Raw genomic sequence first — 23,657 nt, 5'->3', positions numbered from 1 at the left:
AAGAATAATGAATATAGGGAGAGAAAAATGAAAGGGGATAAAGAGATCACCCGTGCGCTGAATAAAGTGCTCGGTCAGTCATTGATAGCCATCAATCAGTACTTTTTGCATGCACGTATCGCACGCCATTGGGGCTTAGAGTCGTTAAATGACTCACTATATAAGCAATCGATTGCTGAGATGAAATGGTCAGATGAGCTGATTGCACGTATTTTGCTATTAGATGGTCTGCCAAATTTGCAGGAACTCGGTAAAGTGTTGGTTGGGGAAGATGTACCAGAGATTATCGATTGCAATCTGCGTTTAGAGAAGCAGAAATTCGATATTATCACCGATGCAATCACCTTATGTGAGAGCAAGCGTGACTATGTCTCGCGCCAGCTGCTCGTCAGCTTAAAAGACGGCAACGAAGAGTATCAAGACTGGTTAGAGACGCAACAGGACTTGATTAAAGATATTGGCGTTGAAAACTATATCCAATCGCAAATGGATGACGATAAAGCGCCTTAAAATTATAAAAAGTGCTGATACCTGCCAGCGCATACTAAAAAGTCAATTTAAGACTTCTCTTAGTATACGCTGGCATTTTTATGTCTAACGTTTCTGTATTCAAAGTAGATAAATACCATTCGTTTTTTGATAGTTTCAATAAAAATACTTAATACAAGCCGCGACCATCTTGAGGTTTAAGGCGTAAAAAGTATAAGCCCGAGAGAATGGTGATGATACCGAGTATCCAATAGGTGGTTTGAAATGCCACCAAGGTATCAAGCTCGAAGCGCTCACGCAGCAGATTTAATAACGCCGCACCAAAGGCAATACCAAAACTAATCGCCAGTTGTTGATTGACAGCCATTAAACTGTTACCGCTACTGGTCTGCGTGCCTTCTAAATCACCGATGGTAATAGTATTCATGGCACTAAACTGCATTGAGTTACAAGCACCCATGACGGTCAAGATAGGAATAAACCAAATCCAATTTGCGGCATCGTTAAACTGCGCTAAGACAATGATGAGTACACCGATTAAAAAGGTATTAGCCACCAACACCTTACGGTAGGTAAAGCGCTGAATGATTTTACTGACCCAAGGTTTGATACCTATTGCACCAACGGCAATGGGCGCTAGCAGCCAACCGGCTTGCGATGGCGAGTATTCGAACACCACCTGTAGCAATAGTGGCAATAAGAAGGGTACAGCGCTGATACCTAAGCGCGTGAATAAGTTACCAGTAATACCGATGCGAAAGGTACGAATATTAAACAAGCTTAGGGGAAATAGTGGTGCTGCGCGGCGTTTAGCATGCCATACATAAGCGCCTATCAATAGACTTGCCCCTAATCCAAGTAGCAGACCGTAAAATCCACGACCTGTCTGTGAGCCAAATTCTACCGCAAGGGTAAAACCACAAGCGGCTGCGGCAAACAAAGCAAACCCTGTCCAATCTAAACGTTTGGTATCTTCAAATAACGCCGGTACCAGTTTTTTACCCATGATAAAACCAAAAACGCCCATGGGGATATTGATTAAAAATATCCAATGCCAACTGGTATATTGCACGATATAACCACCTAATACCGGTCCGACTAACGGCGCAATCAACGCCGGTATCACTGCAAAGTTCATCACGGTTAAGAGCTTGTTGCGTGGATAGGACTTGACCAATATCAAACGTGCCACAGGGGTCATCATCGCGCCGCCAATACCTTGTACAATGCGCGAACCAATTAAGAAATCTAATGTCGGTGAAGCGGCGCACAATAGTGAGCCAATACAAAAGATGATAATGGCGTATAAAAATACCCGCCGTGTGCCATATTTATCGGCTAAAAATCCGCTAATAGGAATAAAAATCGCAAGGGTTAACGCGTAGCTGATGACCGCCCATTGCATTTTTAACGGTGATTCACCAAGCGCTTGCGCCATCTGCGGCAGGGAAGTATTTAAGATGGTGGCATCTAAAATTTGCATAAATAACGCCACCGCTAGCACATAGGGCAGGTATTTATCTTGGGTTGGGGTTAGGGTTACCATATTGACATCACCATATCTTACGACCATTGTTGCTAAGCGCAGTTTTTAAAAGAGGGATTTAAGAGTGTATTAAAAGTGCTGATTAGAGCGTCTTTTAACTATTTTTAATTATGTTTATAAAAAACTATGTCTCTAGAAAACTATATTTCTGAAAAACCAAGTCTCTAAAAAGCCGCTAAGGTGTGGGTAGTATAAAAACAACTACCTTTGAGTTAAAGAGTAGCAAAGTAACGGTATACGCCCAGTCATTAGAAATTTACCCTTAAACGCTTTGACATTCCTTTTAATGACTCTTAAAAATTAGGTTACAAGACAGGGCTTTAATCAAAGCATCAATCCTCGCTATAGTAGATAGCGGTAAAGAGCAATCAAACAACACATAATAAAGCAATAAAAAAAGTAGGTAATCTTATGAGTAATGATAATAATCAAGCAAGCAATGATAAAAACAACAACATTCAAAACAACAATGCTAGCGGCTATACTCCGCCTAAAGTTTGGAAAAATGACAGCGAAAATGGCGGTAAGTTCGCCAGTATCAATCGGCCAACGGCTGGCGCGCGCCATGAGCAAAAACTGCCCATCGGCGATGCGCCTTTACAGCTGTATTCATTAAATACGCCCAATGGCGTGAAAGTAAATATCCTGTTAGAAGAGCTTGCTGAGCTGAATATTAAGGGTGCTGAGTACGACGCCTATCAAATCGACATCTCTGAAGGTGAGCAGTTTGGCTCAGGATTCGTCGCTATCAACCCCAACTCAAAAATTCCTGCGCTGGTAGATTATTCTGCTACTGTAGATAACTCAGAGGCGGGCGAGCCTATTGCACTTTTTGAGTCGGGTGCTATCTTATTATATTTAGCGGAAAAGTTTGGCAAATTTATCCCGATGCAGCAAGGTAAAGCACGGGCAGACTGTCTGTCTTGGCTGATGTGGCAGATGGGTAGCGCGCCGTTCTTAGGCGGCGGTTTCGGGCATTTTTATGCCTATGCGCCTGAACCGCTAGAGTATCCTATCAATCGCTATACGATGGAGACCAAACGCCAGCTTGATGTTTTGGATACGCATCTTAAAGACCACGAGTATATGTGTGGCAACGCTGAGTCTGACTATAATATTGCCGATATGATTATCTGGGCATGGTATGGTCAACTGGTACTTGGTAAGCTTTATGATGCCGCCGAGTTCTTACAAGTAAAGGAGTATAAGCACCTGAAGCGTTGGGCGCAAAAAATTGCCGAACGTCCAGCGGTTAAACGCGCAGTAGATCTAGCGCTTAAGCCTATTGTTTAAGCCCATTACTGAGTCTGATTACTGAATCTCATTCCTTAAGCATGTATTTTAAGCTGTCTATTTCAACGATTATTGACGATAGCCCGCTCATCATATAGCTCAATAAAAAAGGTTAATAGGCAATTTGCTTATTAACCTTTTGCTTGCTATATTCCGTATAATATATTCTTTATTCCAAATATACTTATCTATATATTGAATCATCACTATCCTTCCGTCTTTACATAATGGTACATTAGTATAACAGATAGAAACATTGGTACGTTAAGATAGCAGCCACCGCCTTAATGGGCAGGTGTTGATATTTATTCTATTAATGAGTAATGATTATGAAGGATAATAATAAGACGACGCGTGTATCATCACCCTTAACGCGTGAGATGACAGTTGATTCTGGTCATGCTAACTATGGTAGTGGTAGTAAAAATAGTAGCAGCAGCAATAGCAATGCCAATCAACAGCGCCATAAAAAATCCAAGCTCTTAACATATAGCACTCATCGCACAATAAATCCTATAAAAACAAAAAAGATACCCTTATTGATGACAAAGAAAATTTTATTACCCTTATTTGCAGCCATTAGCACGGCTTTATTTAGCTCAGCGGCGCAGGCTGGTGCGGCTGTTGATTTTAGCAACCAAGATTGGCAAGTGGCTTGCGATAATACCCGTACTTGCCGGCTGGCAGGTTACCAAGCAGAGAACAATAGCGATTTACCGGTGTCGTTATTATTGGTGCGCCGCGCAGGGGCCAATGCCACAGTCGATGGTAAGGTCAAACTTGGCGGCGCAAAAGAAAGCTCAGCAAAGGCATTGATGCAGCTTGGCAACCGCCATCGTATATCCTTGTTTATTAATGATAGAGATTACGGAGAAACCAAGCCATACTCGGTGGCGGCAGGTCATGCAGAGCTGACCTCAGCGCAAGTCAACGCGCTACTTGATGCCTTGACTAAATCAAGCAAGATTGAGCTGGTGATTCGCAATACGCGCTGGCAGCTATCGGATAAAGGTGCCAGTGCTGTCATGCTCAAAGCCGATGAAGCACAGGGCCGAGTAGGGACACCAAGTGCCTTTATCAGTACCGATAGCGTAAGCAAATCTAATAGCAGTGTCTTAGCGCCTAAAGCAGCACCCGCGCTACGCTTGGTCACGCCAAACCCTAAAGCCATCTCTAGCAGTAAGAGAAAGTTTGTCATGCGCTCATCGCAGTTAGCAGAGCTGATGAAAACCACCATGAAGGATGCAGATACGGATTGCCCAAACTTAGCAGATAAGTCACCTTGGCGGGTCAGCCGTCTAAATAGCAAGCAGCTGCTCGTACAGCATGATTGCTGGATGGGTGCTTATAACACTGGCATGGGCGCTTGGGTGCTCAATGACACTAAGCCTTATCAACCAACCTTGGTGACGACCAGTGCAACCGATTATAGCAATGGCAAATTAACTTCGGTGCAAAAAGGCCGCGGGATTGGTGACTGCTTATCTAAAACCGACTGGGTATGGACGGGCAAAGCTTTTGAGAAGAGCCATGAAAGCACCACAGGCATGTGCCGCTTGATAGAGGTAGGCGGTGCTTGGCAATTACCAACCTATGTGACAGAAGTAAAAGTGTCACGTACATAATTAAATTGGATGAAAACAGCAACTTGCTTAAAGGCTTGGTTTAGCATCAGTTTTTAAGCATATATTTGCAGCTATAGCCCTTATTTTGCTAATAAACAGAAAAAGAGCTACTACTTGCATTTTTGTTATGCTATACTGCGTCGCCACGTTAGCTTAGACTATCGTGAATTATGAGATTGATAACATCGCCTGCGATTTTGGGTCTAGGATGACCATAAGTAATTGTTGCCGATGATTTTGTGTACTTAAATAACCCTTCATATACATATTGAAAAACACGTTATTTTTGACTCATATCTTATCTACGAACCCATATATGGGCTAGATTGGTTGTTACCAGCCTTTATCTGCTTTGGACAAAGCATGGATAATGCGCTTTTAACGAACAAGGATGAGACACTCGGCACTACCACCAAAATACGTCAGACAGCACGAACGCCTTTATAATATTGACAAGCTTTATAAGCTTGGCTTTTGATTGTTAAGCCTTTCTTAGGGTGAGATAATTATTTTATAAATGCAGCGTGGTGAACGGTTATCAGTGGTATGCATCAAGCTTGCTGAATTTACAGCAGCTTATACTTACCAAGGATTACTATGACTGACATCTTATCTGCTATCGCCGCTGAAAACGGCATCATCGAAAGTACTGATACCCCAAATACCGATACTAATAATCAAGCGGCTACTACTGACGCTGCTGAAGAAAACAAAATCACTTTTGCTGAACTTAATATTGCCAAGCCAATTTTGACCGCGCTTGATCGCAGTGGTTATACCCATCCAACACCTATTCAAGAACAAGCCATTCCTTTTGCTCTAGCGGGTCGCGACTTATTATTGTCAGCGCAAACCGGTAGTGGTAAAACAGCGGCATTTGTTATCCCAGTACTTGACCGTTTAAGCCGTGCCACTAGCTTTGACAAATTAACCAAAGCCCTTATCCTAACGCCAACGCGTGAACTTGCTCAGCAAGTACATGACAGTGTGCGTACGTATTCGAAAGATATGCGCGGTTTGTTCTGTGTGCCATTAGTAGGCGGCGCACCTTACAATGGTCAGATTACTGCTTTGAAAAAAGGCGTGCAAGTAATTGTTGCGACTCCTGGTCGTTTACTTGACCATATCAATGCGGGCCGCGTTGACTTATCAAGCCTAGAAGTTTTGGTACTTGATGAAGCTGACCGTATGCTTGACATGGGTTTTGCTGATGATATCAACGATATCTTGAAAGCCGCTCCTGATAACCGTCAAACCATCATGTGTTCAGCAACGTGGGATGGCCCTGTTGGCAAGATTGCTGCCAGCTTCACCAAAAACCCTGAGCGCGTTTCAATCAAAGTTGAATCAGCACACATCGAAGAAAAAGTGTATTACTGTGACGATTTTGATCATAAAAACCGTTTGCTTGACAAAATTGTTTGCGATAAAGAGATGGAACAAGTCATCATCTTTGCTGCGACCAAACGTAGTACTGAAAAATTAGCCAAATCTCTACAAGAACAAGGCCATAAAGCCAGCTTCTTACATGGTGACTTGCCACAAAGCAAGCGTAACCGTATCGTTCAAGACTTGCGTAATGGTAAATGTAAAATCTTAGTAGCGACTGACGTTGCTGCTCGTGGTCTTGATGTGCCAGCACTATCGCACGTCATTAACTATGACTTGCCACGTCAAACAGAAGACTACGTGCATCGTATCGGTCGTTGTGGCCGTGCCGGTCGTACGGGTATTGCCATCAGCCTATGTAGCATGGATGATCGTCCACAGCTAAACGCTATCAACCGTTATTTAGATCGCAAAATGGAAGTATCGGTCATCGAAGGCATGGAGCCTAAGAAGACTTATGTACCTAGCGAAAACAAAGGTAATGGTCGTGGCCGTGGTCGCGGACGCTCAAGTGGCGGCGGTAACGGTCAAGGCCGTGGTCGCGCGGGTGGTGGCTATCAAGGCAATCCTGCTAATGCTCGTGGTCGTTCAAGCGACAGCGCATCGACTGGTCAACGCGCCAGCAATGACAGCGGTTATCAAGGTAAGCCACGTGATTCATCTGGTAAACCAAATGAGCGTTCAGGTGGCAAGCCGTATCAAGGCAAGCGCACTGGTGCTCCTAGCCGTGGTGATAGCTCTGGCGTTCCACGCGGTGAGCGTGCTGCAACGGGTCGTGGTCGTCCAAGTGGCAGCCAAGGTCGCCCAGCTGGTCGTGCTGACAGCCGTGGTCAAGGTCGTTCAAGCGGTGGCAACCGTAGTAACAACTCGTAATACTGCTATCAATAATGGTTAACGACAGTGTCTATTAAGACTCTTAACCTAACCTTATAACCTAGCACCAAAAAAGCCAGATACTTGTTATCTGGCTTTTTTGTGCGTCATGGTTTTATAGTAAGGTAGCTCTATGTCAATGATAAAACATCGATAAAAAATCAACAATGCAAGATCGTTGCTTGCGCGTCTTTTTCGCCTTGTCTATACTGACAAGCTTTTATTCATCGTGTGCTGCGGAGCCATCTGATGCCCGACATCTCTTATTTAGCAATTGACAATCTGCCATTAGCATTTGGCATTATCATGGCCATTATTGGTCTGGTTTTTTATACTCAAGGGCTGCCCGGTAAATTTTGGCGACGTTTTTATGCGGTGTTGCCGGGTATTGTGCTGTGCTGCTTTATCCCAGCAACGCTCAACAGTCTGGGTGTCTTCGCTGATGGTATCGGCTCACAGATTTATGGCTTTACTGCCACTTATCTGTTGCCCGCCAGTTTGCTGCTGATGACCTTATCGATGGATGTCCCTAAAATTTTAGGCTTAGGCTGGAAAGCCATTGCCATGTTCTTTGCCGCTAGCATTGCCATCGTCATCAGTGGTCCCATAAGCTTAGGTATTGCTAAATGGATATCGCCTGAAATGTTTACCGACGATACCCTGTGGCGCGGATTTTCAGCGGTCGCGGGTAGTTGGATTGGCGGCGCGGCAAACCAAGCGGCGATGAAAGAGCTGTTTGGTGTCAGTGATGATTTATTTGGCATGATGATTTTGGTTGATACCACCAATGCCTCACTATGGTTATTGGCTATCTTGGTCATGGCCAAGCACAGCGCTAAGATAGATAAGTTTTTACGGGCGGATAGCAGTAGTATTGATAAAGTGATTGCCGCAGTTGAAAGCTATGAGCGTGACAATGCGCGTCCAGCGACCTTAAATGATTTGATGGTGATGTTTGGCTTGTGTTTCGCCATGGTTGGGGTGGCGCACTTTGTCGGCGGTCAAATAGCAGGCTTCTTTGCCCCTTATAGTTGGGCGGTACAGTATAGCTTTGCCAGCTCATTCTTTTGGATGGTGGTGATTATCACTTTAATAGGGGTAGTATTTTCCTTTACCAAAATTCGTCGCCTTGATCATGTTGGTGCCTCAAAAATCGGTACGGTATTTATCTTTGTCTTGATTGCCGCTATCGGCATGCAAATCAATCTCGCCGGTATTGTCTCGCAGTGGCGTTTGCTACTCATTGGTCTGTTATGGATGAGTATCCACGTCGTGATTATTTTTGCGGTTGCTCGAATGATTCGTGCCCCGTTTTTCTTTTTAGCGGTCGGCTCCAACGCTAATACTGGCGGCGCGTCATCGGCACCGATTGTCGCGACGGCATTTCACCCGTCACTGGCACCGGTTGGCGTATTTTTGGGTATTTTAGGCTATGCGGTGGGTACTTTTGGCGGCTATATCAGTACGCAGATGATGCGGCTGGTGGTGGGGTGATGGAGTTTTTATCAGTATTGACAGCTTTTATCCAAATAATCACCCAACCAACTCAAAAACTCATCGCCAGTTGTCGATACATTGAGTCGCAGATGGGTTGAGGCGCGGGCATCTGGGTAAAATAATTGCCCCGGTGCGACCAACCAACCTGCTTTATAGGCATCTAATGCCAGTTGGCTGGTATCCTGCCCCGTGTCTACCCAAACAAAGAGTCCTGCTTGTGTATGCTCAGGGTAGATAAGTCCTATCCTTGGTAATACTTGGCGCATTCTTTCATGAGCGCTATATAAATGCTGCTGCACTTTTTTAATCTGCCGGCGATACTCACCATGCGTCCATAAATGATGACAAACCCGTTCACCAAATTCTGGTGTGTTTGAATTGCTTAAGGTTTTAATACGCAATACATCATCAATATACTTATCAGGACAGACCAACATGCCGACGCGCCAGCCTGACGCCATTGACTTTGAAAACCCTGTCGCATAAAACACCCGTTCAAACTGATCAAGGCTGGCATAACGCAGCACTTGACCACCCGGTACAAATGCGGCGTATAAATCGTCCTCAAAAATATAAGCATCGTACTCATGAATAAGGTTAAGTACTTGGTGCGCACGCGCAGGATGTAGGTTACAAGAGGTCGGATTATGCAGCACGCTATTGGTCAAATAGAGCTTAGGACGATGCATCGCAAACAGCTTTTGCATCTGCTCAATATTAGGCCCTTGATGGTCACGTTCTACAGAGACGACGTTTAATCCTTGTTGTTGCAAACAGCTTGATAGCCAATACCAGCCCGGCCCATCAACGACCACCGTATCCCCAGCTTGAGTAAGCAGCCGTGCCACCATGGTCACGGCTTGCGACACTCCTGCCGTAGTAATTATATGGTCGGTATGAGTTTGCATACCCAGTGTATGCAGGTGTTGAACCAGCTGCTGACGTAGCGGCAAATAGCCGTGAACATTACCATAGTCATAGATAAAGCCATCTGCTTGCTGGGTGACCTGACGTATGGCCCATTCCATCTTCTCATTACGTACCCAGTCTCTCGGTAATGTTCCCACCCCTGGCGAGCGATTATGCGGGATATCACTAAAAACTTGCTGTATTAGCCAGCGCGTATCTATTACCGGATGCTGAACAACTACTCTTTTATCATCATTCGGTTGAACTAAATTTGCCTGCGTATTGACATAATAGCCCGAGCTGGGTTTAGCGATTAGCACACTGGTAGCTACCAATTGCTCATAAGCTTGTACCACTGTAAAGCTTGATATATTCAATAGTTTCGCTAACTTTCGCACCGAGGGCACACGCTGATTGGGCAGATAAATCTGCCAGTCAATACGCTGTTGTAGCCATTCAGCGACGGCGGCAGTCTTGGTTAAATTGGGATTGAGCGTATAGGTTTCGACCATAATGAATGTGCTTATCTGTTCAATGTCATAATTAATTGTCATGTTAAGAGCGACTATACACTTTGTTCACCATTCGTAAAACTGTATCGGGTCTGTTATGGGTATTTAAACTATAGTTGGTTATTAAGATTCAAATATTAATAACAACTCAGAACGAATGACAGCCACTTTAGGACAAGCCTATGATCCCTTTACACATCGCATTAGCCGTTTTGGTTACCTTTATTTGGGGTGTAAACTTTACCTTTATTGCCTGGGCGCTTGAAAGCTTTCCGCCACTGATGTTAACCGCGTTACGTTTTTTCTTTACTGCCGTGCCGTTGGTGCTGTTCCTTAAACCGCCCAAATTCAACCGTACGCTATTTATCTATGCCATTGGTACCTTTGTTGTGCAGTATGCCTTTGTATTTACCGCCATGCATTTAGGAGCTTCAGCAGGATTAACGGCGCTATTATTGCAAGTTCAAATTTTTATTACTGTCTTGCTGGCGTATGTCATATTAGGTGAAGCGGTGAGTCGTATGCAGATTATCGGTATGTTGGTCGGCGTGCTAGGGTTAGGTGTGATTGCACTCAATCTCGGCGGTGATATGCCTTTGGTTGGCTTTATCTGCATATTGATTGCAGCCATAGGCTGGAGCTTTGGCAATATTGCTTCAAAACAAGCATCAACGCAGCAGAGCACTAGTAATATCTCTACTACCGCGCCTGTGAATAGCAACAAAGCTTCAAATAAAATATCGGCCCTGTCGGCGCTATCATTGGTGGTATGGGGTGGTCTGATTGCTTGTATAGTTTTGACTCTATCCTCTCTGCTATTTGAAAATGAGGCATGGACGCTTGCAACATTTACGCAGGCGTCCTTTAAATCTTGGCTGTCGCTTGGATTTATCGTCTATGTCTCAACCCTGATTGGCTTTGGACTTTGGGCGCATTTGCTTAGTCAAAATATCGCCTCTAAGGTGATGCCTTTTGCCTTGCTGGTACCTGTATTCGGTATGGCAACTTCAGTGTTGTTCACAGGGGAAATAGTGACCTGGTGGAAGATGCTAGCGATGCTGCTCATCTTATCTGGACTGATTTTGGCAAATGTAAAGATAGGCCTTGGCAGGAAGTCTGTTCCTGTATAGTGGTGAATAACTTATAGCTTCATGTAAGGTTAGTAAGAATAGACAAAAAGAGTAGTGCATCACATATGAGGCATTGCTCTTTTTTTATGTCAAACGCTTTATATGCCACCATGATAAAGATGAAAATAGGCTACTTATAGCTACAGTTGTACACTCACAGTCAAAAACTCTGCACGTACAGTCAATCTATTTTGCCAAAACCTCGCTATAGTGAAAAAGCTTGATCATTAGGATAGATGATAAGCCAGATAAAGCGCGCGCTGAAGGGTAAGGATAAGTGGTCGTATAGACCGGCATATTCTTTTATTTCGCCCATATAAACGCGCTTATTTTGACCCAAATTTCTCGACAAGGAGTCTTTCATGAGCAACGCTCACCCCTCTATAGATCCTATTACCTTGTCTGTCGTACGTGGTGCCCTAGAAACGGCGCAGCGTGAGATGACAACCACCTTAGAAAAAACTGCACGTTCGAGTGTCTTTAACTTAGCCCATGATTACAGTAATGCGCTGTTTGATCATTTGCCTGAGATGATTTTGCAAGGGCAAGATATTCCCATTCATTTAGGCTCACTCATGCCTGCCATGAAAGCCGTTGCCGAATATTATGGTGATGACATTCATGAAGGCGATGTCATTTATCATAATGACCCTGTGATGATGGGCAGCCATATCCTAGATTGCTGTATGTATAAGCCGGTATTTTATAAAGGTGAGCTGGTCTTTTGGACAGTCTGTAAAGGTCATGTCACTGATATCGGAGGCCCTGTGCCAGCCGGCTATAACCCTGACGCCAAAGAGATATATGCCGAAGGCTTACGCATTCCGCCTATTAAGATTTGGGAAAAAGGCGTCAGACGTCGTGATGTGATTAACCTCATACACAGTAATATGCGCTCACGCCGTAACCAAGAAGGCGATCTCAATGCTCAGTATGGGGCGTGTGCCGTCGGCGAGCGTAATATGATTGCGCTGCTAGACAAATACGGCGTTGAAACAGTGCGCGGTGCGATTGAAGAGCTAAAGAACATGGCTGACCACCATATGCGCTCATTAATCTCCTCTATCCCAGATGGCGATTATCATGGCGAGGCGGTGTTAGAAGACTCAGGTCATGGCTTGGGCGATATGACCATCAGCGCCGACATTGTCATCAAAGACAGCGACGTGCATATTAAAATCACCAGTCCACCGCAAGTCCCTTACTTTATCAACTCTTATGCCGGTAACTCGATGTCAGGAGTATTACTTGGGCTGATGATGTTTGCCCAAGTAGAGCCGCCATATAACGAAGGCTTATATCGCTGTGTGACCGTTGATTTGGGTGAGCATGGCACCTTATGTAATGCCAAAGAACCGGCGCCGCATGTCAACTGTACGACCACGCCGATGGAAACTTTAACTGACGCGGTACGTATGGCATTTGAAGCAGCGGCACCTGAGCGCGTTACCGCCTCTTGGGGACATTCGTCAGGGATTAATATCGCTGGTATCGATCCAAAAACTGGCGAGCAATACGTCACCATGATTTTGGCGTCTATTATTTCAGGCGCAGGCGCCACCCAGCAAATGGATGGCTGGCATGCTTGTGGGCCATTGAGCTGCTTTGGGGCGCTAAGCTCGGGAGATATTGAGCTATTGGAGTACCAGTATCCTATCTTAATCCATAAATATGGCTTGGCAGAAGACAGTGGCGGCGCAGGCGAGTACCGCGGCGGCTGTGGTACGGTTTGGGAAGTTGAGCCATTAGACCATACTATGACGGTTATTGCCTTTGGCGAAGGTCGTCAGCATCCTACTATGGGTGCCGGCGGCGCGGAACAAATTTCACCCGAGCTGAAAGTTGGGCGTCTAGAGATACTACATAAAGACGGACAAACGGACTTATATAGAAAAAACACCGTTACGGAAATCACGCCGGGTGAACGCGCGCGCAATACCAATCCGGGTGGCGGCGGCTACGGCAGCTCATTTGATCGCGATATTCAAGCGGTCATCAAGGATGTACAAGAAAGGATTATCTCAATCTCTGCGGCAAAGATTGAATACGGCGTGGTAATTGACCCAGAAACTCTGGCGCTCAATGAAGCTGAGACTGAGTGCTTACGCCGCCAGATAACCGCATAAAACACACATTGAACTTTCATGATTGAGTTAAGGATAACTTATGAACAACGATTTTCGTATTGGCGTTGATGCTGGTGGGACTTTTACAGATTTTGTCTTGGCAGAAAAAACCGGTGACATTCATCTGTTTAAAGCGCCATCGACCCCAGAGGATGGCACCTTAGCCATTGCCAATGGTCTACAGCAAATTGCCAACAAATTTAACCGTCCTATCGAAGACATTATTCAAGCCTGCGACTTGTGTATTAATGGTACGACAGTCGCACTGAATGCATTGATTCAAATGACGGGCGTGAAAGTGGGCTTGCTATGTACCAAAGGGCATGAAGACAGTATCGAGATACGCTTAGGGCACAAAGAAGAAGGGCACCGCTATGATGCCAGTTACCCGCCAGCGCCGCAGATTGCCACCCGTGACCGCCGCTTTCCTATCCGTGGTCGTATTTTAGCAGACGGCACCGAACACGAGCCGTTAAATGAGCAAGATATCCTCGATGCGATTGAAGTGTTAAAACAGCAAGACGTGCAAGCGGTTGCTATCTCTTTTGTGTGGTCTATCCGCAATACCCAGCATGAACAGCGTGCCAAAGAGCTGATTGAGCAGCATATGCCGGGGGTGTTTGTCTGCTGCGGTAGTGAAGTATATCCGCAGATTAAGGAGTATACGCGTACCTCAACGACACTAGTTAATGCCTATCTAAGCCCGGTTATGGCGTCTTATGTGCATAAGATTGATGATTACTTTAAGGCGCTCGGCGCTGAGCAGCCCGTTCGTTACTTTCAGTCAAATGGCGGGCTTGCAGTCGGTAACATCATGCGTGAACGGGCGGTTAATGCCATCAACTCAGGACCCGCGTCAGCACCGCAAGCAGGACTGTATATTGCCAGCGCCTTTGGTATTGATAATATTATTACCGTCGATATGGGCGGGACGTCTTTTGACATCACTATGGCCAAATCTGGCCGAACCAGCCTAAACCGTGATATTGATTTTTTACGCAATCGTATTGGCGTGCCGATGATTCATGTCGAAACGCTAGGCGCAGGCGGCGGCTCTATTGGTCATGTGAATAACTTTGGTATGCTCGAGGTCGGTCCACAAAGTGCTGGCGCGACCCCAGGTCCAGCCTCTTATGGTAAAGGCGGTGAGTTGCCAACGGTGACCGATGCCAATCTGGTTTTAGGCTATCTTGAGCCCGATGCGGTGCTAGGCGGCTGTGTTACCTTGGATAAAGACAAAGCGCTACAAGCGGTACAAAAACATATCGCCGATCCACTAAAAATTGACTTGGCACATGCAGCCTTTGGTATCAGTGCCATCGTCAACCAGAATATGGCAAATGGTATTCGCCGTATTACCATTGAAAAAGGCTATGACCCTCGCGACTTTGCGCTTATCTGTGCAGGCGGCGCTGCTGGTATGCATATTGTTGATTTGGCAGAAGAGATGGGTATTGGTACTATTTTGATACCAAAGATTGCCTCTTGTCTCTGCGCCTTTGGTCAAATCATCTCTGATATTAAATATAACTATCTTGCCACGCAGATGATGATTATTGCGCCAGATTCAGAGCTACAGTCACTCAATGCCACCTTACATGAGCTAGAAAGTTTGGGCGTGCAAAAGCTGCTAGAAGATGGTTTTGCAGAAGATGATATCATCATCGAGCGCACCATGGAGATGCGCTATGTCGGGCAGGTGCATGAGTGTAATGTGCTGATACCCAATGGCAAGCTTGATGCCGATAGCGTGCAAACGATTTTGGAAGCCTTTCATCATCGTCATAAAGAGCTCTATACTTATGATGAGCGTGACAATAAGGTCGAGCTGGTCAATATCGAAGTCGCTGTCATCGGTAAAATCAGTAAGCCCAAGCTACCAGAGCTTGCTAAGCAACAAGGTGATATCAGTCAAGCGCAAGTTGGCAGCCGTGAGATGATCATGGATCAAGAATACGAATGGATTGATACGCCTATTTATAATGGTGAGGAATTTGGGGCAGGGGCGCTGATTGCAGGACCGGCGCTTATTCAAGAGCCAACCACCACGATTGTGATTAAAAAAGGCTGGCAAGCAGAATTGCATGAGACGGGCACTTATAAGCTAACCAAAGCCGCTTAGCTTGCTGTTTTCAGCGTTATCGCTTTATAGTTCTCCCATCAGGCATTAAACCTCGTTTAATGCCTGATGTTTGTTTTAGGTATCATATTTAGACATCAGGGTAATAATACGTTTATGATATAAAAATAACCGCTTAATAAAATGTTTACAAATAGCGCTTAGTGTATAAGCAGCGATTACCGCTCATTTTTTATTCATAGAGTATTCAAGGATGAATGCAAGTCGCGATACAGACAATACCAATGCCAATAGCACAGCAAACAGCGATAGTCTCATAGACATTGTAGGGGACCATTCTATTTCAAATTCGGCAATATTATCACCACTATTAACCCCGTTTTCGGCAATATCTTCAACGCCGGCTATAAGTGCTCCTCAAACGTTAGACGCGTTTGATTGGAAGCGCACCATCAATGACACCTATTTTGATCTCAATGTAAGCTTTCGCCAGCCAAGTCAGTTTTCTGGTTACTTGCAACACGCCAAGCTTTTGGATATCGGCGTGTCTCATTATCATGCCAATACCGTGCATTATAAACGCAGCTTAGCAAGCAATCGGTCTAGTGACGGCATTAATGCCAATAGTAGCGATGACAGTATTTTAATCACCTTTCCTGTGACCGGTAGCGTCCGTTTTGCGCAAAAAAACCGCCATTTAACCTCAAGCCCGGGTCAGTTCTTTATTGAATTATCAAACTTACCTTATGAGTTTTATCATCTGCAGCAAGTGTCGTTATATGTGATTAAGGTGCCTTTGGCGCTATTAACCCCGCAAATGGGCACTATAGAGCGGCAGTTTGCCCGCAGTCTGTCTATTGATGAAGGGGCAGGCAGGTTGCTGGTTTTTCAAATCAGACAGATATTAGAGCTGATTCAGCAGCATCGATTGGCGGCTTTAGAGGTTAAAATCCTAGAGCAACAGCTGCTTAACCTTATTGTATTGACATTAAGCGCCCCGAAAGAGGTGATGATGAGTAGCAGCTCGTCCATACAGTCGGTACATCTAAAGCGCATCGAGCATTACGTCCATCAGCACCTAGAAAACCCCGCTTTAACCCCAGCGATGGTCGCTGCTGCTTGTCATATATCGGTCAGATACTTGCATAAACTGTTTGCTGTGTTGCCCTATAGTTTTTCGGAATGGGTAAAAGAGCTACGTTTAAAGCAGGCCAATCATATTTTAAAAACCAAAAGTTACGTAACCATCGATGAAGTGGCGCATAGAGTCGGTTATGGTGACCAAGGTTACTTTTCACGCATTTATAAGCAGCATTTCGGTTATACGCCGCGAGATACTCCAAGCACAGGCACAGAATAGTCATTGTTATGTACTCTGTCATGCAGTCGCTGTATGATTTATATATTGAGCATAAGCGCGTATATTAAGTTAAGGAAAAACCAAGATGACTGATGCGACGAATGATAAAACAGCAAAAGTAGAGATTTATGAAAGCGCTGATGGAGAGGCGCAGGTAGACGTTCGCTTCGAGCAAGAGACTGTTTGGCTCACGCAAGCACAAATGACCGAGTTGTTTGGTCGTGACCAATCAGTGATTTCGCGTCATATTGCCAATGCTATAAACGATGAAGAAATTGCTGAAAAAAGCAATATGCAAAAAATGCATATTGCAAATTCTGATCGCCCTGTGACGTTTTATGACTTAGATGTGGTTATTTCAGTAGGCTATCGCATCAAGTCCCCTCAAGGTGTGCAGTTTAGACGCTGGGCAACCCAGCGCTTACGTGAATACTTGGTCCAAGGCTATACGCTTAATCAAGAGCGCTTTGATAAAAACTCAAGCGAGCTACAACAAGCGTTAAATTTGATCAGAAAAACCGCGCAAAGTCCTGAGCTGAAAACCGATGAAGGTCGCGGCTTGGTTGAGATTATCAGCCGTTATACACAGACATTTTTATGGTTGCAGCGCTATGATGAAGGATTGCTTGATAATCCTGCAGGGGAGGATGGCGGTATCTTACCCAGTCCGACTGAGGCGATGGCAGCGCTGACGGATTTGAAAGCGCAGCTGATAGCAAGGGGCGAGGCGACTGAGCTATTTGCCAAGCCTCGTGGTGATGGGTTGGACAGTGTACTGGGTAATTTAGAGCAGACGGTGTTTGGCGAGCCTGCATACCCGACCATCGAGAGTAAAGCGGCGCATCTGCTGTACTTTATGGTCAAAAACCATCCTTTTACCGATGGCAATAAACGCAGCGGCGCTTTTTTGTTTGTAGATTTTCTGCATCGTAATAATCGACTGCTCAATGATAAAGGTGACATGGTTATTAATAACACAGGCCTTGCCGCATTAACGTTATTGGTTGCCGAGTCTGACCCCAACCAAAAAGAAACCTTGATTAAATTAATTATGAATATGTTGTCGTTAGAATCTTGATAAATAGGCTTATTGTCAGCATCACTTAACCTCTTAAAAAACACATAACGCCAATAATAAAAAGCACAGTCTAACGACGAAATTAAAGGAAATTCAATATGTTTAGCATGATAAAAGACTGGCGCGAGCAGCGCATATTGGACAACAGCGAGTTTACCCATGCTGACTGGCTGCAAGCGGCCAAGCGTATTGTGATACTTGATAGGCTAGACGAAGATGAGCTAACACGCTTGTTTGAGCTGGCGACGTTGTTTTTGGCGGATAAGTCGATTACTGGCGCGCAGGGTTTTGAGATTACCGATGCGGTTAGGCAATCTATCGCCTTACAAGCTTGCCTGCCTATTTTAAACCTAAGCCTTGAGTGGTACGCTGGCTGGTCGGCCATTATTATTTACCCGGGTTCCTACAAAAGCGAAACCACCACTGTCGATGAGTTGGGGGTTGTCCATGAGGGCAGTCAGCACCGTAGCGGCGAAGCGTGGCTGCGTGGTCCTGTTATTCTGTCATGGAAGGATGCTAAACACTCAGGGGAGCGCGATGGTCACAACGTTGTCATTCATGAGTTTGTGCATAAACTTGATATGCTAAATGGTCGTGCCAATGGTTTTCCGCCGCTGCAAGCGGATATGGATCCTGCGCGCTGGACTGAGATTATGAGCCGAGACTTTGAGGATTTTCAAAGCCATCATAAATCAGGTCTCGACCGTTATGGCGCGACCAATCCTGCGGAGTTTTTCGCGGTACTCAGTGAGGTATTTTTTGAGACGCCGCAAAAGCTGATTGATGCTTATCCTGATATTTACGACATAATGGTGAAGTTTTTTCGGCAAACGCCGCTATGAATGAAAGGTGTCTTGGTAAAAGCGATTAGAAAAAACCATACTTACGAGAATATGAATTTCATGAAAAAATTGCTAATTTTAATTTATGCTTTACTGATAACGCATACAGCATATGCTATCAATGCGCCCTCACAATATCCTAAAGAGCTGCAAGAATTAGGAGTATATATAGATTCAACCCTCGATAAAGTCCAAAATATACCTGATAATAATGAAGATTTTTGCTCAACTCAGTCAGCTTTTGCTTTCAATATTATGGAGATGAGACAAAAAGGGGTTGATTATAGTGATATTTATCATTTAATGAATATAAACAACAAAGCAGATTTAACTACAAAAGGCTTGGGTAAACTAGATGGTTATAAGGGCGTTTTTGAGGAAGCGTATGATTATCCAGTATATGAAAGCAAAGAGGATAAGGGTACTGCTACTACCTTCTATATGACCTATAAAAATCATCAATGTTTACTCAGTTTATAAGTGTTTTTACGGATTTTTCAGTCGCTAATTTCTTAATTATCCGTTTAATAGCTTAAAAAACAGATGAAAAGGGCAGTGTATTGATTTAATAACACTGCCCGTTATTGATTTTTATGAATATAAGCACTTGTTTTTATAGGTAAAAATTATTTAAACCGTCCATTGTTCATTGACAATAGCGACCAGATAACGTTTGCCTTGGTACTCATCAAACACTAAGCGCAGGATACGCCAGTCCATACCAGAGTATTGCTCTGAGCCTTTATGATAAAACTCAACAAACTCTGAATTGGGGTAAATCTCTTTTAAATTATTGATCATACTGCCGTTATGCTTAAACTCATTAACGCTGATACTGGCATTATTATATTTCTCACCAGCGACCCACGTATCTAAGTATTCTGGTAGCGGAATCACCAATGTGTCGCCAGAGCCATCTAAATCACCCCAAGTAAAACGGATTTTGGCTTGTTGTAAGTATTGGGCGAATTGTTCACGGCTAAAGACTTTATCGGTCTCAGGGCGTACGTAGGCATACATTGAAAAACGTACGCCGCGCGTCGGATGGATATCATTGGTGATGCGCGCAAAGTCGTCATTCGCTAGGGCACGCTGAATACGTAATGCTTGTTGTCTAAGTGTTTGCTGGCTGGCATCAGAGACGATAGGCGCTGAGGTATTACCATTTTGCTGACTGGGTATTTTGACATTGGATTCAGCAGAAGATGAGCAGCCAGTCGCAACAAGTATGGAGACAAAGCATGCAGCAGTCGTTAATTTATACAAACCTGACTGAAAAATATTAAAACGAGATGACGGCATCATAAGAATATCCTTATCGTAGCTTATTAAAATTATAATAGCGGCATTAGACCTGAGACCTAAATAAGTACTGAGTTAAATAAGGTTTTGCTCATCAATAGTACTCATAACTGCTCAAAGTTAATAATGGTGCTGTGTAAACAAGGTTTTTGTCCGATAAACCTTACCAACACAATTGTGCAGTAAAGTGGTAGTTTATATGTGTTTTAATGAATATACTACTAAATATGTGATAGCAGATGGAGGACGCCATGCAGAAGAAACTATTTTCTATAATGATGTTATCCCTAGGGTTTTCTGCTATTTCTGCGACCGCCAATCTAACAGAGGCCTTACAGACGGCTTTCGCCATGAAAGTCACAACCATCGCTGATATGTACCAGCAAGATGTGAATAATCAGGGTCAAGATTATCCGGTGGTATTACAACAATATGGCAACCAAGAGCTACAGGCGGCCATGCGGCTTGAGCAAGATTACTTTGTTAGAGAGCAAACCTCATGTCATATTGGTTATGACGTGCTGTGGAGCTCCCAAGATCCTGACTATGGGCAAGAGAAAAAGTTTTCAGTGACCACGCAAGGATTGGTTCAAGTCAGCTTGGCGCAAGGCAATGATGTGTATTATGAATTGTCCTGTGATGATTCTACCTGCCAAGTGGCAGACGTTATCTTAGATGAGGACGGTTCATCTTTACGAGAGTATTTGCAAAACGCTTGTCGTTAACTGAAACCTGAAATATTGATTGTGCGCCGATACTGGTATTAATTTTAAATGCTGATAAAAATATTTATGAATAAGCACAAATAGAAATCAATGGAAGTATTTGCAAATCGTAGTGTCTAAGATGCAGTGTCTAAAATATTATCTGCTTTACCCTTAAGACCGTTGGTTTGTTTTCGCATAATGTATATTATGTTAAATAGACTGTTTTAGAGTCACTGATAGCATGGGTTTTAGATTGTTATCTTCTTAAGCGCTCAATGAGCCAGCCTGCTAGTGGAAATGACACCATCTGCGTCAACGGCACGAGTATTATGGTCTCAATCAATACCACCACTGGCAGACTTAGACCATGAGTCACAGGCTTTAATAACGTTAATACGATTAAGAGCGTCGGATAAAGTCCGACATATCCTACTAATATGCGTATCAGTCTGTCTTTCAAACTTTTATTCATTGCGTCTACCAACTGATAAATACTGACAAATAGAATATCTTTAGAATTATGTGCATTTTTGCAGCGTCATCGCACTGCTTATACCCATCGCTTGCTGCGGTGAAAACAAGGCCGTGATCGACCTTGTTTTATGCACTACTTTTTTGACTATTCTTGATAGCGAGGATAATCACTATAGCCAATGGCAGTGCCGCCATACATCGTGGCAGGATCTGCCTCATTGAGTGGCCAATGATTGGCTATGCGTTCAGGTAAATCGGGATTAGCAATAAAAGGACGACCAAAAGCAAATAAATCCCCATAACCTTTAGATAATATATCGACCGACTTCTGCACAGTGTACTTACCGGCATAAATAATACGTCCTGAAAACTCAGCTCTGACCGCTTGATAAAAAGGCTCTGGCAAATCAGGCGCATTATCCCAATCAGCCTCTGCAATGGATAAGTAAGCAATGCCCGCCTGTTCAAGTACTTTAATCGCTTCAATATAGGTATGATGCGGGTCTGCTTCTACTAAGCCTAGATACACACGAGTTTCATCCGTGCTGGCAAATAAAGGCGCAAAACGTACGCCTAAACGATCAGCACCAACCACATCACTGACGGCAGCGACCACTTCTTTTAAAAAACGCAGACGATTGGTCAACGAACCACCATATTGATCATCACGTGTATTGCTATGCTCAGAGATAAATTGATTCACCAAATAGCCATTGGCACAGTGTAGCTCTACCCCATCAAAACCTGCTTCTAGTGCGTTGCGCGCGGCTTGTGCATACATAGCGACCAATTCACCCACTTCTTCTGTGCTCAGTGCCCGTGGCTCACTTGGGTCGGCTAAAGCGCCCTCGCCTGGACCTGTCTCAATAAATACTTTGACGTTAGTGGCAGTAATGGCAGATGGAGCGATAGGCTGAGCTTGGTTTGGTTGTAAGCTGGTATGAGATACGCGGCCAACGTGCCATAACTGAGCAAAAATAATACCGCCTTTAGCATGTACTGCTTGCGTAACTTTTTTCCAGCCTTCAATTTGGGCTTGCGAATGAATACCCGGCGTCCACGCGTAGCCTTGGCCTCGTGGCTCAATCTGCGTACCTTCAGTTACCATAAAACCTGCTGAGGCGCGCTGTGCATAATAGCTTGCCATTAAATCATTAGGGATATTGTCAGGTTGCGTGCTACGAGAGCGCGTCAAAGGCGGCATCACGATACGGTTTTTAAGGGTATAAGGTCCAAGTTGTACAGATGAAAATAACGCACTGGTATTTGGCATAGTTGGCATAGCTTGTTTCATAACACTCTCTTTTAAAGCAAACGGATAGGCTTATTCTTTGAGCCACTGAATCTATTTTTAGGTTTAATGGGCTGCTTAAGTAATGTTGGTTAGCATAGAGTTTTATAGGTACAATTAGAAACAAGCCTTTCTTGTTTAGGGTACAACTATTAATGGTAAGTGTTATGAATGGTATGAATCGGCTAGATATCAAGCAGCTTAGAGTATTGCAGGCACTACTTGATCTGAAAAATCTCTCGCAAGTTGCGCGCAAAATGGGACTGACGCAACAAGCGATTAGTGAGCAGTTGCGTAAGCTACGGGATTTGTTTGATGATCGTTTGTTTATTCGTCAAGGTAATAGCATGGTGGCAACACCAAAAGCACTAGCGATGCGGCAACCGATTGACGAGATATTAAAACAGTTGGAAGTATTGTTAGAGCCAGAAGTGTTTACGCCGCAAACCTACAAAGGCGTCTTTACGATTAGTGCAACCGACTATGCGACGCAGGCATTATTGCCGCAGTTATTTAGTATCACACGCCGTGAAGCGCCTCATTTAAAGCTGATAGTGAGAGATTTTGCCTCAGACAATATCAATCAGCTGATTGCGGCAGGCGAACTTGATTTGCTGATTACTTTTCCAGAGTTTATCCCTGATAATTTATCGTATGTGACGCTATTTGAAGAACAGCATTTATGTGTGACGGGTTATAAAAACACCTTTGCAACAGAGATATTCACACTGGCGCAAGTTGCCGCACACCCGCAGCTGGTGGTATCGCCTTCGCGGGCCAATTTGCGCGGATCGCATGATCAATGGTTTGCAGAAAAAGGGCTTAAACGCCATATTGTGATGTCAGTTCCTAGCTTTTCAGCCGTGCCAGATATCCTACACACCACCGACATGATAGCCTTTTACCCTGCGCGACTATTACCAAATAATAAAGTCAAAGAGATTAAAATCGAAGCATTGCCGCCCACCTTTAAGGTAATCGCGGCATGGCATCCACGTACCAGTGACAGTGGTATACATCGCTGGTTAATTGAGCAATTACAAAATTTATAGTTATAGGATTAGCCAATATTAAAGCTACCTTATTGAGTATTTAGACTAAACTCATATCTTATGCAACACTGACAGGCGTTGA

Annotated in this window: 19 protein-coding genes; 14 read left to right on the top strand and 5 right to left on the bottom strand. The window is 44.3% G+C overall.

Features of this window, described 5'->3' with window-relative positions; translation table 11 throughout:
- The first annotated feature begins 27 nt into the window (after positions 1 to 27).
- Positions 28 to 510 carry a bacterioferritin gene (gene bfr / locus B3Q63_RS09995; RefSeq protein ID WP_201618435.1) on the top strand — a complete coding sequence of 161 codons (483 nt, stop codon included), beginning with the start codon at positions 28 to 30 and terminating at the stop codon, positions 508 to 510.
- Positions 511 to 658: 148 nt separating this feature from the next.
- On the opposite strand, the gene B3Q63_RS09990 is transcribed toward bfr, so the two are convergent.
- Complete coding sequence (locus B3Q63_RS09990; RefSeq protein WP_201618436.1) at positions 659 to 2,035, bottom strand: DHA2 family efflux MFS transporter permease subunit; 1,377 nt, start codon at positions 2,033 to 2,035, stop codon at positions 659 to 661.
- A gap of 411 nt (positions 2,036 to 2,446) precedes the next feature.
- On the opposite strand from B3Q63_RS09990, the gene yghU reads away from it, so the two are divergent.
- The 4 genes from yghU (at position 2,447) to B3Q63_RS09970 (ending at position 8,709) form a co-directional block, all read left to right on the top strand.
- Positions 2,447 to 3,328, top strand: coding sequence for a glutathione-dependent disulfide-bond oxidoreductase (yghU, locus tag B3Q63_RS09985; protein WP_296176203.1), 882 nt, complete (start codon positions 2,447 to 2,449; stop codon positions 3,326 to 3,328).
- A 329-nt stretch (positions 3,329 to 3,657) separates the two neighbouring features.
- Complete coding sequence (locus B3Q63_RS09980) at positions 3,658 to 4,953, top strand: DUF1176 domain-containing protein (protein ID WP_296176201.1); 1,296 nt, start codon at positions 3,658 to 3,660, stop codon at positions 4,951 to 4,953.
- Between the two features lie 597 nt (positions 4,954 to 5,550).
- Positions 5,551 to 7,215 carry a DEAD/DEAH box helicase gene (locus B3Q63_RS09975; protein WP_296176200.1) on the top strand — a complete coding sequence of 555 codons (1,665 nt, stop codon included), beginning with the start codon at positions 5,551 to 5,553 and terminating at the stop codon, positions 7,213 to 7,215.
- 249 nt (positions 7,216 to 7,464) lie between these two features.
- The gene (locus B3Q63_RS09970) at positions 7,465 to 8,709 is read left to right on the top strand and encodes a DUF819 domain-containing protein (protein WP_296176198.1); all 1,245 of its coding nucleotides are present in this window, start codon (positions 7,465 to 7,467) and stop codon (positions 8,707 to 8,709) included.
- 11 nt (positions 8,710 to 8,720) lie between these two features.
- Here B3Q63_RS09970 and B3Q63_RS09965 read toward each other — a convergent pair whose 3' ends face one another.
- Positions 8,721 to 10,133 carry a PLP-dependent aminotransferase family protein gene (locus B3Q63_RS09965; protein ID WP_296176196.1) on the bottom strand — a complete coding sequence of 471 codons (1,413 nt, stop codon included), beginning with the start codon at positions 10,131 to 10,133 and terminating at the stop codon, positions 8,721 to 8,723.
- Positions 10,134 to 10,315: 182 nt separating this feature from the next.
- On the opposite strand from B3Q63_RS09965, the gene B3Q63_RS09960 reads away from it, so the two are divergent.
- The 7 genes from B3Q63_RS09960 to B3Q63_RS09930 all read left to right on the top strand — a co-directional run bounded on the left by B3Q63_RS09960 (position 10,316) and on the right by B3Q63_RS09930 (position 19,229).
- Complete coding sequence (locus B3Q63_RS09960; protein ID WP_296176193.1) at positions 10,316 to 11,263, top strand: EamA family transporter; 948 nt, start codon at positions 10,316 to 10,318, stop codon at positions 11,261 to 11,263.
- Between the two features lie 362 nt (positions 11,264 to 11,625).
- Positions 11,626 to 13,389, top strand: a complete 1,764-nt coding sequence (locus tag B3Q63_RS09955; RefSeq protein ID WP_296176191.1) for a hydantoinase B/oxoprolinase family protein — start codon at positions 11,626 to 11,628, stop codon at positions 13,387 to 13,389.
- A 40-nt stretch (positions 13,390 to 13,429) separates the two neighbouring features.
- On the top strand, positions 13,430 to 15,511 hold the full coding sequence (locus B3Q63_RS09950) for a hydantoinase/oxoprolinase family protein (RefSeq protein WP_201618442.1): 2,082 nt from the start codon (positions 13,430 to 13,432) through the stop codon (positions 15,509 to 15,511).
- A 211-nt stretch (positions 15,512 to 15,722) separates the two neighbouring features.
- Complete coding sequence (locus B3Q63_RS09945) at positions 15,723 to 16,829, top strand: helix-turn-helix transcriptional regulator (protein ID WP_296176187.1); 1,107 nt, start codon at positions 15,723 to 15,725, stop codon at positions 16,827 to 16,829.
- 85 nt (positions 16,830 to 16,914) lie between these two features.
- Positions 16,915 to 17,907 carry a RhuM family protein gene (rhuM, locus tag B3Q63_RS09940; RefSeq protein ID WP_181210386.1) on the top strand — a complete coding sequence of 331 codons (993 nt, stop codon included), beginning with the start codon at positions 16,915 to 16,917 and terminating at the stop codon, positions 17,905 to 17,907.
- A 98-nt stretch (positions 17,908 to 18,005) separates the two neighbouring features.
- On the top strand, positions 18,006 to 18,749 hold the full coding sequence (locus tag B3Q63_RS09935) for a zinc-dependent peptidase (RefSeq protein WP_296176183.1): 744 nt from the start codon (positions 18,006 to 18,008) through the stop codon (positions 18,747 to 18,749).
- The gene (locus B3Q63_RS09930; RefSeq protein WP_296176181.1) at positions 18,750 to 19,229 is read left to right on the top strand and encodes a hypothetical protein; all 480 of its coding nucleotides are present in this window, start codon (positions 18,750 to 18,752) and stop codon (positions 19,227 to 19,229) included.
- A gap of 150 nt (positions 19,230 to 19,379) precedes the next feature.
- Here the strand turns inward: B3Q63_RS09930 and B3Q63_RS09925 are convergent, their stop codons facing one another.
- Entirely contained in the window at positions 19,380 to 20,054 is a 675-nt protein-coding gene (locus B3Q63_RS09925) for a hypothetical protein (RefSeq protein ID WP_296176179.1), read from the bottom strand.
- Positions 20,055 to 20,302: 248 nt separating this feature from the next.
- Between B3Q63_RS09925 and B3Q63_RS09920 the strand changes: the two genes are divergently transcribed.
- Positions 20,303 to 20,776 carry a hypothetical protein gene (locus B3Q63_RS09920; protein ID WP_296176177.1) on the top strand — a complete coding sequence of 158 codons (474 nt, stop codon included), beginning with the start codon at positions 20,303 to 20,305 and terminating at the stop codon, positions 20,774 to 20,776.
- 238 nt (positions 20,777 to 21,014) lie between these two features.
- Here B3Q63_RS09920 and B3Q63_RS09915 read toward each other — a convergent pair whose 3' ends face one another.
- Together B3Q63_RS09915 and B3Q63_RS09910 are read right to left on the bottom strand one after the other, a co-directional pair.
- Positions 21,015 to 21,230: a hypothetical protein gene (locus B3Q63_RS09915; protein WP_193031187.1), complete on the bottom strand. Its 216-nt coding sequence runs from the start codon at positions 21,228 to 21,230 to the stop codon at positions 21,015 to 21,017.
- Positions 21,231 to 21,377: 147 nt separating this feature from the next.
- Positions 21,378 to 22,505: an alkene reductase gene (locus B3Q63_RS09910; protein ID WP_193031190.1), complete on the bottom strand. Its 1,128-nt coding sequence runs from the start codon at positions 22,503 to 22,505 to the stop codon at positions 21,378 to 21,380.
- Positions 22,506 to 22,690: 185 nt separating this feature from the next.
- On the opposite strand from B3Q63_RS09910, the gene B3Q63_RS09905 reads away from it, so the two are divergent.
- Positions 22,691 to 23,575, top strand: a complete 885-nt coding sequence (locus B3Q63_RS09905) for a LysR family transcriptional regulator (RefSeq protein WP_296176174.1) — start codon at positions 22,691 to 22,693, stop codon at positions 23,573 to 23,575.
- Positions 23,576 to 23,657: the final 82 nt, after the last annotated feature.

The organism is Psychrobacter sp. UBA2769 (assembly GCF_002352555.1).
GTDB lineage: Bacteria > Pseudomonadota > Gammaproteobacteria > Pseudomonadales > Moraxellaceae > Psychrobacter > Psychrobacter maritimus.
This window is presented reverse-complemented; position numbering and strand designations above follow the sequence as displayed.

What these genes read in the sequence shown, in the direction of transcription:
- B3Q63_RS09935 (WP_296176183.1), top strand. Translation starts at nt 18,006, where the DNA reads ATGTTTAGCATGATAAAAGACTGGCGCGAGCAGCGCATATTGGACAAC.
- rhuM (WP_181210386.1), top strand. Translation starts at nt 16,915, where the DNA reads ATGACTGATGCGACGAATGATAAAACAGCAAAAGTAGAGATTTATGAA.
- B3Q63_RS09905 (WP_296176174.1), top strand. Translation starts at nt 22,691, where the DNA reads ATGAATGGTATGAATCGGCTAGATATCAAGCAGCTTAGAGTATTGCAG.
- B3Q63_RS09910 (WP_193031190.1), bottom strand. Translation starts at nt 22,505, where the DNA reads ATGCCAAATACCAGTGCGTTATTTTCATCTGTACAACTTGGACCTTAT.
- B3Q63_RS09955 (WP_296176191.1), top strand. Translation starts at nt 11,626, where the DNA reads ATGAGCAACGCTCACCCCTCTATAGATCCTATTACCTTGTCTGTCGTA.
- B3Q63_RS09925 (WP_296176179.1), bottom strand. Translation starts at nt 20,054, where the DNA reads ATGATGCCGTCATCTCGTTTTAATATTTTTCAGTCAGGTTTGTATAAA.
- B3Q63_RS09970 (WP_296176198.1), top strand. Translation starts at nt 7,465, where the DNA reads ATGCCCGACATCTCTTATTTAGCAATTGACAATCTGCCATTAGCATTT.
- B3Q63_RS09980 (WP_296176201.1), top strand. Translation starts at nt 3,658, where the DNA reads ATGAAGGATAATAATAAGACGACGCGTGTATCATCACCCTTAACGCGT.
- B3Q63_RS09975 (WP_296176200.1), top strand. Translation starts at nt 5,551, where the DNA reads ATGACTGACATCTTATCTGCTATCGCCGCTGAAAACGGCATCATCGAA.
- B3Q63_RS09960 (WP_296176193.1), top strand. Translation starts at nt 10,316, where the DNA reads ATGATCCCTTTACACATCGCATTAGCCGTTTTGGTTACCTTTATTTGG.
- B3Q63_RS09950 (WP_201618442.1), top strand. Translation starts at nt 13,430, where the DNA reads ATGAACAACGATTTTCGTATTGGCGTTGATGCTGGTGGGACTTTTACA.
- B3Q63_RS09990 (WP_201618436.1), bottom strand. Translation starts at nt 2,035, where the DNA reads ATGGTAACCCTAACCCCAACCCAAGATAAATACCTGCCCTATGTGCTA.
- B3Q63_RS09930 (WP_296176181.1), top strand. Translation starts at nt 18,750, where the DNA reads ATGAAAGGTGTCTTGGTAAAAGCGATTAGAAAAAACCATACTTACGAG.
- B3Q63_RS09945 (WP_296176187.1), top strand. Translation starts at nt 15,723, where the DNA reads ATGAATGCAAGTCGCGATACAGACAATACCAATGCCAATAGCACAGCA.
- B3Q63_RS09920 (WP_296176177.1), top strand. Translation starts at nt 20,303, where the DNA reads ATGCAGAAGAAACTATTTTCTATAATGATGTTATCCCTAGGGTTTTCT.
- bfr (WP_201618435.1), top strand. Translation starts at nt 28, where the DNA reads ATGAAAGGGGATAAAGAGATCACCCGTGCGCTGAATAAAGTGCTCGGT.
- B3Q63_RS09965 (WP_296176196.1), bottom strand. Translation starts at nt 10,133, where the DNA reads ATGGTCGAAACCTATACGCTCAATCCCAATTTAACCAAGACTGCCGCC.
- yghU (WP_296176203.1), top strand. Translation starts at nt 2,447, where the DNA reads ATGAGTAATGATAATAATCAAGCAAGCAATGATAAAAACAACAACATT.
- B3Q63_RS09915 (WP_193031187.1), bottom strand. Translation starts at nt 21,230, where the DNA reads ATGAATAAAAGTTTGAAAGACAGACTGATACGCATATTAGTAGGATAT.